Origin of the sequence: Pseudomonas sp. NPDC078700, from assembly GCF_044542375.1 — a bacterium.
In the GTDB taxonomy this organism is placed as follows: Bacteria; Pseudomonadota; Gammaproteobacteria; order Pseudomonadales; family Pseudomonadaceae; genus Aquipseudomonas.
On record NZ_JBITUI010000002.1, the window covers coordinates 695838 to 709311 of the forward strand.

General features: G+C 55.0%; 8 protein-coding genes. 4 read left to right on the top strand and 4 right to left on the bottom strand.

Annotated features, from left to right (window positions below):
* Positions 1–93 precede the first annotated feature (93 nt).
* Positions 94–4263, bottom strand: a complete 4170-nt coding sequence (locus ACIGCM_RS09010) for an EAL domain-containing protein (RefSeq protein ID WP_397501698.1) — start codon at positions 4261–4263, stop codon at positions 94–96.
* Between the two features lie 539 nt (positions 4264–4802).
* Here ACIGCM_RS09010 and ettA point away from each other — a divergent pair.
* The 4 genes from ettA to ACIGCM_RS09030 all read left to right on the top strand — a co-directional run bounded on the left by ettA (position 4803) and on the right by ACIGCM_RS09030 (position 9874).
* Positions 4803–6470: an energy-dependent translational throttle protein EttA gene (ettA, locus tag ACIGCM_RS09015; RefSeq protein WP_397501699.1), complete on the top strand. Its 1668-nt coding sequence runs from the start codon at positions 4803–4805 to the stop codon at positions 6468–6470.
* A 499-nt stretch (positions 6471–6969) separates the two neighbouring features.
* The gene (locus ACIGCM_RS09020; protein WP_397501700.1) at positions 6970–8376 is read left to right on the top strand and encodes an NAD(P)/FAD-dependent oxidoreductase; all 1407 of its coding nucleotides are present in this window, start codon (positions 6970–6972) and stop codon (positions 8374–8376) included.
* Positions 8377–8425: 49 nt separating this feature from the next.
* The gene (locus tag ACIGCM_RS09025) at positions 8426–8767 is read left to right on the top strand and encodes a cupin domain-containing protein (RefSeq protein WP_397501701.1); all 342 of its coding nucleotides are present in this window, start codon (positions 8426–8428) and stop codon (positions 8765–8767) included.
* Between the two features lie 30 nt (positions 8768–8797).
* Complete coding sequence (locus tag ACIGCM_RS09030; RefSeq protein ID WP_397501702.1) at positions 8798–9874, top strand: polyamine ABC transporter substrate-binding protein; 1077 nt, start codon at positions 8798–8800, stop codon at positions 9872–9874.
* Between the two features lie 70 nt (positions 9875–9944).
* Here ACIGCM_RS09030 and ACIGCM_RS09035 read toward each other — a convergent pair whose 3' ends face one another.
* The 3 genes from ACIGCM_RS09035 to ACIGCM_RS09045 all read right to left on the bottom strand — a co-directional run bounded on the left by ACIGCM_RS09035 (position 9945) and on the right by ACIGCM_RS09045 (position 13473).
* On the bottom strand, positions 9945–11489 hold the full coding sequence (locus tag ACIGCM_RS09035) for an amino acid ABC transporter permease/ATP-binding protein (protein WP_397501703.1): 1545 nt from the start codon (positions 11487–11489) through the stop codon (positions 9945–9947).
* A gap of 71 nt (positions 11490–11560) precedes the next feature.
* Positions 11561–12361 carry a transporter substrate-binding domain-containing protein gene (locus ACIGCM_RS09040; protein WP_397501704.1) on the bottom strand — a complete coding sequence of 267 codons (801 nt, stop codon included), beginning with the start codon at positions 12359–12361 and terminating at the stop codon, positions 11561–11563.
* Between the two features lie 53 nt (positions 12362–12414).
* Positions 12415–13473 carry an isopenicillin N synthase family dioxygenase gene (locus tag ACIGCM_RS09045; protein WP_397501705.1) on the bottom strand — a complete coding sequence of 353 codons (1059 nt, stop codon included), beginning with the start codon at positions 13471–13473 and terminating at the stop codon, positions 12415–12417.
* Position 13474: the final 1 nt, after the last annotated feature.

Genomic DNA, 13474 nt, shown 5'->3' on the forward strand with positions numbered 1-13474 from the left:
AGCTGGGCTGAAGAAATAGGGTGCGGATTCTACCTCATACTGCAAGCGTGCGGGTATGAATGGCGGTCATGTGACTGACAAGTGGGGCTCATGTCAGCTCAGCATAAACAGGGCTGTGCCAGTGAACTGGGCTCGCAATTGGTGAGCGGGCATGGGCTTGCCCAGCAGGAAACCCTGGATTTCATCGCAGTTGTAGCGGCGTAAGAAGTCCAGCTGGGCTTGGGTTTCAACACCCTCGGCGATCACTGCCAGGTTCAGGCTGTGAGCCATGGCAATAATTGCCCTGGCAATCTGCCCATCTTGTTCGCCTTGGGGCAAGCCATCGACGAAGCTGCGGTCAATTTTCAACACGTCGATAGGGAATTGCTTGAGGTAGTTCAGCGATGAGTAACCGGTGCCAAAGTCATCAATAGCAAGGCTCAAGCCCAAGCGCTTTAGGCTTGTCAGGGTGCGCAGCGCGTTTGCCACATCGTTCATCAGGATGCTTTCGGTCAACTCAAGCTCAAGGCATGCCGCATCGACTTCGGTCTCTGCGAGAATCCGCGTAATGCGTTTGTCGAGGTCGCCGTCAGCAAACTGTCGGGCTGACAAATTGACCGAGATTTTCGGGATGCGGATATCGTCATCTTGCCAGGCCTTTAGCTGGCGGCAGGCCTGAGTTATCACCCAGTCGCCGACATCAACCACCAAGCCAAGCTCTTCCAGTACGGGGATGAACTCATCGGGAGAGACCAGTCCCCGTTTCGGATGCTGCCAGCGCAGCAGCGCTTCAACACCGGTGAGGCGTTGGCCATTGCAGGAAAACTGCGGTTGGTAAAACAGCACCAACTCACGCTGTTCAAGGGCATGGCGCAGATCACTTTCAAGCTCGATACGCTCCAAGGCGCGGGCGTTCATATCGCTTTGGTAGAACTGGAAATTGTTCTTGCCGCGTTCTTTGGCGTGATACATCGCAGTATCGGCGTTCTTCATCAATTGGCTTAGCTCTTTGCCGTCTTGCGGGCTAAGGGCAATACCAATACTGGCAGTCACAAAGAACTCGCGTCCCTCAAGAACAAAGGCACGGGCCAGGCTGGCTAGAATTTGCTCGGCTACGTGGATCGCACGGTTCAGCGCATTATTGCGGCTGGAGTGAGATTTCAATAACAGGGTGAACTCATCGCCGCCCATGCGCGCAACGGTATCATCGTCGTTTACACAGGCTGCCAGACGGGTTGCAACGTCTTTGAGCATGCGGTCACCGGCCGCGTGGCCGAGCGAGTCGTTGATCGGCTTAAAGCGGTCAAGGTCGAGGAACATCAGCACCACCCACTCACCCTGACGCTCGGCCTGGTGCAGTGAGGTGTGCAAGCGATCCTGAAACAAGGTTCGATTCGGCAGCAGAGTCAGGGGGTCGTAGTAGGCCAGGCGGTGGATACGCTGTTCGCTGGCTTTGCGTTCACTGATATCGCTGAAGAAACAGACGTAGCTGACGAGGTCGCCTTCATCATCCTGCACTGCGGTAATGCCTACCCACGCCGGGAAGTTTTCGCCGTCGCGCCGCTTGAGCCACACTTCACCTTCCCAGCTACCGCGCTGGTTGAGCTGCGAGACGATGAAGTTCAGTTGGTTGGCCTGTTGCCGGTCAGCTGTGAGCCTGCTTGGTAGTTGGTCAATCACCTGCGCCGAACTGTAACCTGTCACATGGCTGAAGGCTTCGTTGGTCTGCACGATATAGCCTGCCGGGTCGGTGACCAAAATGGCGGCGGTTGAGTGCTCGAAAACCGTGGCTGCCATGCGCAATTCGTTTTCTACACGGCGGTGCTGGCTAATGTCACGCGCCACACCATGCAGGCCTTTGAATCGGTTATTTTCATCCCACATGGCGACCAACCGCAACTCCATCGGGACTTTGCGCTCATCGCTACGCAGGCAATCAAACATAAACAGGCGCGGCTGCAGTTTGTCAGTCAACTCGGCCATGCGCAGCGGATCATCCAAGGCGTTGCGCAACTCATCAACAACATCTTTGAGTTCTTTAAGTTGCTCCGGCTTGGCGACCAGGCTGAACAGCCCCTGCTGTATAATCTGCTCAGGCTCATGGCCGAGCAAGGTCTTGATAGACGGGCTGATGTAGTCGACTTGCAGCGAATTGTCCGTTGAGTAAATGACATCGGAGGTGCTTTCGGCGAGCAAGCGATAGCGCTGCTCGCTGTCACGCAGGGACTCACTGTGCTCTATCTGATCTGAAATATCCTTGGCCACGCCAATTAGCCGGTCAACATGGCCAGCGGCGTTTCGCGACAAGGCTTGTTCGCGGATGCTGAACCAATGCCAGACGCCGTTGCGGTGACGCCAGCGCACCTGAGACTCCAATAGAATACCGTTGCCGACAACGTGTTGCATGCTGCGAATTCGGTGGTAGTAATCGCCATCGTCAGGGTGCAGCAGATGCTCCCAGAAGTGCTCGCCAAACTCCTTCAGCTCTTGGCTGGTATAGCCAAGCTGCAAGCCAAGGTGGTGATTGCTAAAAAGGACTGACTTATTGCTCAAGTCGTGCACGTAGAGCGTGTCAGGTACAGCCTGTACCACGCTTGACCAGAAGCGCTCACGCTCGATCAGTGACAGCTCAGTGTGCTTACGGCTGGTAATGTCGGTGATGCTCAGTGTCACCGAATTGAGGTCTTCGTAGTCCTCAGGCAGGTTGATCTGCAACCACAAGTGGTGCTCCTGATCATCCGGCGTGAGTATGCAGATTTCTTGGTCGAACTGTGTTTTGTGTGCCAGCAGGGCATTCAGCAACTCGCCACGGTAGTCATTAAGGCTTGGTTCGCCCTGGTTGAACAGCAGCTCCCAGACCTCGATTGGAGAGCTGACTTTCAACAGGCGCAGGGCCACATGATTGGTCTCACTGACGCGCATAAGCTGCGGCAATTGCTGGTTTTGCTCGGGGTTCTCTTGCAGCCATTGTGTGAGTTCGGCCGGCGAGGTGACTTGTTGGTCGCAGAGGTATTGCGCAAGCGCTGAAAGATCGAGCACACAAAGGGCAGTGCCTGTGCCATCGAATATGTCTTGGTAACGTCGGCGTGCACTCAGCAATACGCGGGTGGCATGTTGCTCGTCTGTAACATCGCGCAGTACCCAGGCGTAACCATTGCGGTTTGCGCCATCACTGAGATTGCTTCGATTGATATTGAATAAGCGCTTATGACCCTGGAATTCAATTTCCAGCGGTTCGGGGCTGACCTCATTGCTGAACGCACTGCCCTGTAGCAGTAGCGGGTCAAGCTGGGGCAGCACTTCAAAAATATGCCGGCCACAGGCGTTCTCTGTCAATCCAAATAGGCTTTGTGCCTGAGGGTTTAAGTAATCGATATAGCCTTGGGCGTCCGTCACTAAAACCCGCTCTTCAATCGCGCCAAGGGCACTGGCTGCCTGGCCAAGAGAACGCTTTGAGTCGGCATTCGCCTTGTGCAACTGGCTTTGGTCGAGCAACAGGCGGTACAGCGCTACCAATGTGAGGATCGAGCACAGAATAAAAAGCAGGAACTTCCCAGCGAGCATTGGCAATTGTTGGGCGCGGACCAAATCCTCATCGAACAACGCACGCAATTGCCAGTCGCTGTTTTCTATCGGCGAAATGTGGGTCGTCTGCGCCAGGTCAGTGGCGGTTACCGGCGGGAAAATTCGGTTGTCAGTCTCGGGTTTGCTATGCGGGCCGACAATAGCGCGCTGGGTCAGCCGGTCTTCCAATAACCACTGGTACGCATTCAGCCGCTGGTCATGTAGCCAGCTGGCGATGGCGCTGCCGCTAAAACGTAGCAGCCAATAGCCGTTGTTCTTCGTCAGCAGCAGGTAAAAACGCCCGTCCGGTTCGGCAGTAAATGCGTAATAGTAAGGCTGGCCATGGGGGCGACTGACCAGGCTGGCAATAAAATGTGCATCCGTCGTATAGGTTGCGCTGTCAGCAACCACCTCGCCGTCCACAGACAAGCGGGCAATACTTTCGATGGCAGGGTAAATACCGGCCAGGGTGTCAACTAGACTTTGTGCGTCATCAGGGGCGTCGTGGCGTAGCGTTTTGGCGCGTAACAAGGCTTGCGCCGACTGCGCCTTGATCGACATGTTGGTGCTGAGGGTATTGGCCAGTTGGCCGCTGAATACCAGCCCGAGCTGGCGTTGAGTCTGCTGCAGGTTGCGCGACTCAAGCGTCAACTGCCATAACGATAAAGCCAGCATGACCAGCACCAAAACCACCAAGCTACGCTTAAGCGAGCTGCGCATAGGCGTAGCTTGAGGCTCTGGCGGAGTGAGCGGAGGTTTTGATGGAGCGATAGAAGGCACTTAATTTATAAACCTGGCAACTACAAAAGACGCTGAACCTTTGACTCCACACGGGCGTTTGCCTAAAGCAAACAGCTTATCGCGTGCGCGGCACGCAAGAATGCCACAATTGTGGCAAAGTGCCAGTCCGTCCGACGAGTGTAATTTGCCCTGCAGCCTGCATTCCGGTAGCTTTGCCACTCACGCGCGAGCACTTCATGCTCTTAAGAACCTGTAAACAGATTCTATGTGTAACGGTTTAAGCCAGCCTGAATAGCTTGAAGCGTTTATTTGCTAAGGTAAATCGACCTTCATAATTATTTGCAGGGTATTTAAAGCCGGTCCTCGGAATCGTTACGCGTTCTCAAAATTCACGGAGTCAGCAGTGGCTGCGAGCGTATCGTAGTGCTCTATCCGTAAGGCGAATTGTTTCGCCTCAGTGAGGCATGTTGCGCGACATGCTCCTGTCCCAGTCTCCAGTCTAAGTATCAAGGTTATCCATGGCCCAATACGTCTATACCATGCATCGGCTGAGCAAAGTTGTGCCGCCGAAGCGGGAAATTCTCAAGAATATATCGCTGTCGTTTTTTCCGGGCGCCAAAATCGGCGTGCTCGGTCTGAACGGCTCGGGTAAGTCCACGCTGCTGAAAATCATGGCGGGTGTCGACACCGAGTTTGATGGTGAGGCGCGACCAATGCCTGAGCTGAATGTGGGTTACCTGCCGCAGGAGCCTGTATTGGACCCAAGCAAGACCGTGCGCGAAGTGGTTGAAGAAGCGGTCAGCGTGATCAAGGATGCACAAGCACGCCTTGATGAAGTCTATGCCGCCTATGCCGAGCCCGATGCTGATTTCGACAAGCTGGCAGCCGAACAGGCCAAGCTTGAAGCCATTTTGCAAACGTCTGACGGCCACAATCTTGAGCGCCAGCTTGAAGTGGCTGCTGATGCATTGCGCCTGCCAGCATGGGATGCCAAGGTTGAGCACCTGTCGGGTGGTGAAAAACGCCGTGTAGCCCTTTGCCGTTTGCTGTTGTCGGCACCAGACATGTTGCTGCTTGATGAGCCAACCAACCACCTTGATGCTGATTCGGTGGCCTGGCTTGAGCACTTCTTGCACGACTTCCCGGGCACCGTGGTTGCGATTACCCACGACCGTTACTTCCTCGACAACGTAGCCGGTTGGATTCTCGAGCTCGACCGTGGCGCGGGTATCCCATACGAAGGCAACTATTCGGGTTGGCTTGAAGCCAAGTCGGACCGTTTGGCCCAAGAGTCCAAGCAGCAGTCAGCCCATGAAAAAGCCATGAAGGACGAACTGGAGTGGGTGCGCAAAGGCGCTAAAGCTCGTCAGTCGAAGTCCAAGGCACGTCTGCAGCGCTTCGAGGAAATGCAGTCGCAGGAATTCCAGAAGCGCAGCGAAACCAACGAAATCTACATTCCGGCTGGCTCGCGTCTGGGTGACAAAGTCATCGACTTCGTTAACGTTAGCAAAGGCTACGGCGACCGCGCCTTGATCGACAATCTGTCGTTCAGCATGCCGAAAGGTGCGATTGTCGGCGTGATCGGTGGTAACGGTGCCGGTAAGTCGACCCTGTTCCGCATGCTGATGGGCAAAGAGCAGCCAGATTCGGGCAGCATCGAAGTCGGTGAAACCGTGCAGATGGCCTGCGTTGACCAGAGCCGTGAAGATCTCGACGGCAGCAAGACCGTGTGGGAAGCCGTGTCTGACGGCTCCGACATGATCAAGATCGGTAACTATGAAGTGCCGTCGCGTACCTATGTCGGTCGCTTCAACTTCAAAGGTGGCGATCAGCAGAAGTTCGTTAAAGACCTCTCAGGTGGTGAGCGTGGCCGTTTGCACTTGGCGCTGACCCTGAAAGAGGGCGCTAACGTCTTGCTGCTCGATGAACCGTCAAACGACCTCGACGTAGAAACCCTGCGCTCGCTGGAAGAAGCGTTGCTCGACTTCCCTGGCGCCGCCATTGTGATCTCGCACGATCGCTGGTTCCTGGACCGCGTTGCTACACACATTCTGGCGTACGAAGACGACTCGCACATTGAGTTCTTCGAAGGTAACTACACCGAGTACGAAGCCGATCGTAAGAAGCGCCTTGGCGATGCAGCTGCTCAGCCGCACCGGGTGCGTCACAAGAAGCTCGCTCAGTAGCTCTTTGCTGGCGTGAATAAAAACCGGTCGCCGTCGCGACCGGTTTTTTTATGTTCGGATTTTGTCGGGTGAGCTACGCCTAGCTGTCCGTCATTGTGCCCATGGCGCAGTTCTACGAAAGGTAGACGAGCTTAGCAAGCGCCATCATTCGCACCCGAGTGGCCGATCCAAGGGGGGGGGCGACGCTCTTTGCGGCCATCATTTCAGTCTCGGATATTCAGTGTGTGCACGCTGATATCGGTGGCCAAGCTTCGCGTTGACGCACCCTACAACGGCCACCGCAGATTCGTATCCGTGCCTGACGCTCACGAGTGGTCGACGCCTTTTCGGCCACCACGCCGGTCTCGAATACTCACCCTGTGTGCACTCGTCATTGTGCATAAGCTTTTTCTCGTAGCACCTTCGGTCCGCCATTTTTCCTTGCGTGCCCGCACGCAAGACAAATCATGGGTTCAATCAATAGTCTGCGCTCAACTTCAATTTTGAGCGGAGCATCACCGTGAGCAACTGGCGCAACATCAGCCTGTGGATGGATCAGCTAGAAGAGCCTTTGCAAGCCCGCCCTGGGTTGGGCGAGGACTTGCAAGCAGATGTCGCCATCATTGGTGCCGGTTATACCGGGCTGTGGACCGCCTATTACCTCAAGCGCCAAGCGCCAAACCTGAAGATTGTCATTGTCGAGGCTGAAACAGCGGGTTACGGCGCATCAGGACGTAATGGCGGCTGGCTGATTGGTGATTTGCTCGGCAGTGATCGACTGCTTGCAGGGCTTACCCCTGAAGCGCGCCGCGCCTCACATAGCCTGCTGCACGGCATCCCGGACGAGGTCGCCGAAGTGCTGGCGCGCGAGTCAATCAACTGTGATTACCGCAAGGGCGGTGTGCTTTATTGTGCTGCTCGCTACCCAGAGCAGGAAGTTGCGCTGCGGGCGCAGTTACAGGCCGCTCGCGCTCAAGGTATGGGTGAAGAGGATTACCGCTGGCTGACGCCTTCTGAATTGGCGGGTCAATTGCGTATTGCCAACCCATACGGTGCGTTGTTCAGCCCGCATTGCGCAACCATTCAGCCTGCGCGTTTGGCTCGCGGCCTGGCTGAGTGCGTCGAGCGTATGGGCGTGAAAATCTTTGAGCAGAGCCGTGTCACCCATTGGGAAAACGGGCTGCTGCGCACGGCCCAGGGCTCGGTAAAAGCGGACTGGCTGGTGCCGGCCGTTGAAGGCTATGCCGGGTCACTGCCACCACTGGGTCGTTATCAGTTACCGGTGCAAAGTTTGATTGTCGCCACAGAGCCGCTTTCTGCCGATACCTGGGCACAAATCGGCTTGGAGCGCGGCCAGGCATTCAGCGAGAACAGTAAGCAGGTCACCTATGGTCAGCGCAGTGCGGATGATCGACTGGTGTTTGGTGCCCGCGGCGGTTATCAGTTTGGCGGTCGTTTACGCAGCGATTTCAACCTGAATGGAAATGAACTTGAGCTGCGCCGATATCTGTTTGGTGAGCTGTTCCCGCAGTTGCGTAATGTGCGTTTGACTCACTCCTGGGGCGGGAATCTTGGTGTGGCACGACGTTTTCGTCCGCATATGTTGATCGACCGCAAGGCCGGTATTGCCTTGTCTGGTGGTTACGGCGGCGAAGGTGTCGGTGCCAGCAACCTCGGCGGGCGAACCCTGGCTGCGCTGATTCTTGGCCAGGACAATCAGCTGACTCAACAGCCTTGGGTTTTGGGTGATACGCCGCTGCGAAGCTTGTCCGGCTGGGAGCCCGAGCCCTGCCGCTGGCTCGGTTACAACGCCATCATCAAAAGCTTTACCCACGAAGACCAAGTGCTGGCCAACCCTGCAACTGCACCTTGGCGGCGTCAGCTTGCCCAGCGTTTGGCCGGATTTATGGAGGACCTGATGCGCTGAGCGCATCAGCAGCTATCTGCAGAACAACTCATATAAACGGAGCACAGCAATGAGCATCACTCACTTCAAACAGACCGCAACCCTGCAACTGGATGAGTTCAACCCCGTTGCAGTGCCACTTGGTGAGCCCGTCGCGATTGCTTCGACCCACAGCGTTGAACGCGCCGACGGAGTTGAAACCGGCGTTTGGGAATGCACCCCGGGGCGCTGGCGGCGGCAGATTGTGCAGCAGGAGTTTTGTCACTTTATTGCCGGGCGCGCCACCTTCACCCCGGATGGCGGCGAGCCTGTATTGCTCGAGGCCGGTGATGCAATTTTGCTCCCCGCTAACTCAATGGGGGTTTGGGATATCCAGGAAACCCTGCGCAAGAGCTACGTGTTGATTTTCTAACAATAACAGCCAATTAATCGAGGGCATCTCATGCTAAAGAAACTCATCCCAATACTGTTGCTGGCTTCAACTTGTCAGGCTAGCGAGACAGTGCGTATCTACAACTGGTCTGAGTACATTGCTCCCGACACCATGGCAAATTTTCAGAAGGCCACGGGTATTGGCAATCACTATGACGTTTATGACAGCAACGAGACTCTGGACGCCAAGCTGATGGCTGGGCATTCCGGTTATGACGTGGTGTTTCCATCCGATCACTTCATGGCGAGGCAGATTCAAGGCGGTGCGTTAAAGACTTTAGATAAGAGCAAGTTGCCCAATTGGAAAAACCTTAACCCGGCATTGCTTAAAGCCTTGCAAACCAATGACCCAGGCAACCAACACGGCTTTCCCTACCTTTGGGGCACCACGGGTATTGGATTTAACGTCGACAAGGTTAAGGCCGTATTGGGGCCTGACGTGCCGTTGGATTCCTGGGATCTTGTCTTCAAGCCAGAAAACATGAAGAAGCTAAGCCAGTGTGGTGTTGCTGTGCTGGATAATGGCCCTGAACTGTTGCCGATTGCGTTGCACTATTTGGGGTTGCCGCATCACAGTAAAGACCCGGCGGATTACAAAAAGGCCGAAGCTCTGCTGCTGAAAATGCGTGAAAACGTGGCGTATTTCCACTCATCGAAGTACGTCAGTGGCCTGGCCAATGGTGATATCTGCGTTGCTGTAGGTTTTTCCGGTGACATCATGCAGTCTGCTAGTCGCGCTGCTGAAGCGAACAATGGGGTGAATATCGAATACATCGTGCCGAAGGAAGGCGCGCCGCTGTGGTTCGATATGGTTGCCATGCCCGCAGATAGCAAAAACGAAGCCGCAGGCTATGCATTCATGAACTACCTGCTGCAACCCGAAGTCATGGCTAACATCACAAACTTTGTGCATTACGCCAACGGTAATGGGGCGGCGGACAGTCTGGTCGATCCGGCGCTGAAGGCGGATAACAAGGTTTATCCACCGCAAGAGGTTATGGATAAGCTGTATACGCTGGAGGCCATGCCGCTGAAAATAGATCGCCTCCGCACGCGGATCTGGAGCAGGGTCAAAAGCGGAATCTAAGCGCTAACAGACACAAAAAATCCCGGATATTCCGGGATTTTTTGTGTTCGTAAAGCCCCTTGCACGCTCGTTAGGCGCTAGCCAGTTCGCGCTCTGCTTGCGTGGTTTCAACCCCCATAAACTGTTTGATGCGCTCGCCGGCATTGTCTTTGCGGATGTCGCAAGGGCTTGCATCGGCCTGTACCACGCCGTTTTCCATCAGGATCACCCGATCCGAGATGGACAGCGCGAACTCCATCTCGTGGGTGACGATGACCATGGTCATGCCTTCGCCTGCCAGATCGCGGATTACCTTGAGCACTTCGCCGACCAGTTCCGGGTCAAGTGCAGAGGTCGGTTCATCAAACAACATGATGTCCGGGTTCATGGCTAAGGCACGAGCAATGGCGACTCGCTGTTGCTGACCGCCAGACAGTTGGTGAGGATACTTGTGCGCGTGGGCCAGCAAGCCAACCTTGTCGAGCAGGGCATAGGCCTGTGCCTCGGATTCGACACGGTCGACCTTGCCGTGAAAGCGCGGCGCCATGGTGATGTTGTCCACGATGGTGCGGTGCGGGAACAGGTTGAAGTTCTGAAACACCATGCCGATGTGCTGCACACCTTTGCGCATGCGCAGGTTATTGGGCTTGTCCTTCGCGGTGATGAAATCATGGCCAAACAAAATGATTTCGCCCTGATCAATCGATTCAAGCCCGTTGATGGTGCGGATCAGCGATGTCTTGCCCGAACCGGAAGGACCAATGATTGAAATCACTTCACCACTGGCTACATTGAGGTCGATGCCTTTGAGCACTTCATGCTGGCCGTAGCTTTTATGGATATTCTTCAGTTGCAGTGCTGGCGCTGTGCCTGGACCTTGCTGGACACGAGGCTTGCCACTGATATTACTGGCCAGGCTGCGTAGCTTTTCGAGCGCCACGTCGGTCAGGGTTTGTGGCTTGCGCAGGTTAAGGTCGAGTTTGCGCTCCAGATATTGCAGCAGAAAGCCGAATACAGTGACGATCATGACGTAATACACCGCCACCGCTGAAAGCGTCTCCATAACCAGAAAGTTCTGCGCATACAGGCGCTGGCCAACCATCAGCAATTCAGTCAGCGAGATGACTGATACCAGTGAGGTCAGCTTTACCACGGTGATGTATTCATTGATCAGCGTTGGCAAGGAGATGCGAAACGCCTGCGGTATTACGATCAACCGTTGAATGCTCATTCCGCCAATGGCCAAGGCACGGCCTGCTTCCTTTTGGCCTTTGGCTACTGAAATCAGACCGCCTCGATGAATCTCGGCCATGTAGGCCGCTTCAGTCAGCACCAGGGCAAAGAGTCCGGCGAGAAAGGGATTAGATAATACGCTGCTGGTGGCAGGGATTAACTGCGGCAGGTTGTAAACGAAAACCACCAGAACCAGTAAAGGAACGCTGCGGAAAAACCAGATGTAGATGCCTACAGGAATGCGCAGATACGCTTTGGTCGAGAGTTTGGCAGAGGCCAGAAAGAAACCCAGTACCATGCCAATCAGCCACGCCAAGGTACTGAGTTCGATCACGGTGATACAGGCTTTCCAGAAGCTCGTCATTGAAAATAACGAGAAAAAATACGACCAATCATATTGCATGGGTATCTCCATTGGCCCTGAGCCTTGGCTCAGGGCCAGGTTCAGCCAGCGCGACTGCCGCTGGCTAAGACTCAGTTGGCTGCTGGTGCTTCCAAGCTGTACTTTTCAAGCATGGCGGTGTATTCGCCATTGGCTTTGGTCGCTTCTAAGGCTTTGGCCAAAGCATCAAGCAAGGCCTGATTGTCTTTCTGGACGTAGATACCCAGGGTTTGTTTGTAGATCAGCCCTGGGCTGCTGATTTCGACGCGTTGCTTTGAACGCTCGGCGATCTGTTTGGCAGCGCCGGCGATTTCGATTTGTGCCTGAATGTGGCCAGAGAGCATGGCTTGAGTGGCTTCAGGTGCAGACGGGTACTCGCTGACGGTAATGGCTTCCTTACCATTGGTTTTGCAGTAGCTTTCGGACAACTCTTGCAGTTGTTTCACCCAGTTGGTGCCTTGCTGCAGGCCGACCTTCATGCCACACAGGTCTTTTTCGGTTTTGGGCTGCGCTTCGCTGCCGGCCTTGACCATGATGGATGCGCCGGTTTGCGCGTAAGGGATTGCCATCGCCTGTTGGGTGCGTTCAGGGGTGATGTACATGCCGGATATAACTGCGTCGTAATGCTTGGCGTTAAGCCCGAGGATCAAGCCGGAAAACTTGGTGTTGACGTAGGCAACATCAAGATTGAGTTGTTTGGCCAGTGCCGCTGACAGGTCTGGGTCGGAGCCGACCACTTTGTCGCCGTCATAGGATTCAAAAGGCGGGTAGGTGATATCCATGCCGACCTTAAACTGGCCGGGAGTTGTGGTGGTTACATCGGCGTAGCTAAGGCCGGATGCAACCAGTGCAGCTGTCAGGCCTGTCATGCGTAGAGCGTTGGCTAATTTCATGGTGTGCTCCCAGTATCAGTTAATTGCTGGTAAGAGGTGTTAAAGCGCGCAGCTTAAGAGGGCTGCGTCTGGTTTTTTAAATGGCCAAAACTTGAGGGTTTACGGGCCTGCTCCGGTAGGTTCAACGTCCCATCAGCTACGCGCTGGCGCAGGTATTGATAGGTCTGCAAAGCTTGGGCCCACATGTGCTCGCCGATGGCAATCGGCTGATACGTCTGATCAGCGCTGGCGAACTGCGGCAGCGGGCGGATTTGCGTATGGAAGTCGCAGGCATAAAACAGCGGGAACGAATAACGCTCCTCACGCACTGTGCGAACGCGGTGCGCGGTGGCGACAAATGCACCAGCAGTCATCACTTCGAGCATGTCGCCGATGTTGACCACAAAGGCGTCATCAATCGGCGGGGCGTCAATCCACTCACCACGCTCGTTCATGACTTCAAGGCCGGGCTTGTCGGCGAGCAGGATGGTGAAGCATTCGTAATCGGTATGCGCACCAATACCTGGTGCATCCTGAGCTTCGCCGTCGAATGGGTAATGAATCAAGCGCAGCTTTGACGGTGGACGACTGACCAGCGCATCGAAGTAGTTCTCATCAAGACCTAACGCCAGGGCAAAACCCTGAAACAACACGCGCCCAAGGGCGAATACATCGCGGTAGTAGTTTTGCACCGAGCTTTGAAAGCCCGCTAACTGCGGCCAGGCATTTGGGCCAAGCAACGGTGTGCCTGCAGTGAACAAAGGATCGTCACGGGAGACTTCAAAGCCAATATCAAAGGCTTCTTTGTGGTCGGGTTTACCTTGCGAGTAAACCTCTTCACCTTCGGGTACATAGCCTTTGTGACTTTCTGAGGTGCCGATGTAGTGACCCATCTTGGTGTCCATCGGTTGGGCGAAGTAGTCACGCGCAGCGGCTCTTAAGCTTTCGATGCGCTCGGCGCAGATACCGTGATTGCGGATGTACAGAAAACCCACATCGCGTGCTGCCTGGCCTAATGCTTCGGCTACCGCCATGCGTTGGTTGAGATCAGGACTGAAGAGCCCTGCTATATCCACCACCGGAATTGAGGTGAAGGCATCACGGCTTTTGGTTGGGTTATCAGAACAATGCATT

Excerpts from the sequence above, each read along its gene's own strand:
- ACIGCM_RS09010 (WP_397501698.1), bottom strand. The coding sequence starts at position 4,263 with ATGCGCAGCTCGCTTAAGCGTAGCTTGGTGGTTTTGGTGCTGGTCATG.
- ettA (WP_397501699.1), top strand. The coding sequence starts at position 4,803 with ATGGCCCAATACGTCTATACCATGCATCGGCTGAGCAAAGTTGTGCCG.
- ACIGCM_RS09025 (WP_397501701.1), top strand. The coding sequence starts at position 8,426 with ATGAGCATCACTCACTTCAAACAGACCGCAACCCTGCAACTGGATGAG.
- ACIGCM_RS09030 (WP_397501702.1), top strand. The coding sequence starts at position 8,798 with ATGCTAAAGAAACTCATCCCAATACTGTTGCTGGCTTCAACTTGTCAG.
- ACIGCM_RS09035 (WP_397501703.1), bottom strand. The coding sequence starts at position 11,489 with ATGCAATATGATTGGTCGTATTTTTTCTCGTTATTTTCAATGACGAGC.
- ACIGCM_RS09040 (WP_397501704.1), bottom strand. The coding sequence starts at position 12,361 with ATGAAATTAGCCAACGCTCTACGCATGACAGGCCTGACAGCTGCACTG.
- ACIGCM_RS09045 (WP_397501705.1), bottom strand. The coding sequence starts at position 13,473 with ATGCATTGTTCTGATAACCCAACCAAAAGCCGTGATGCCTTCACCTCA.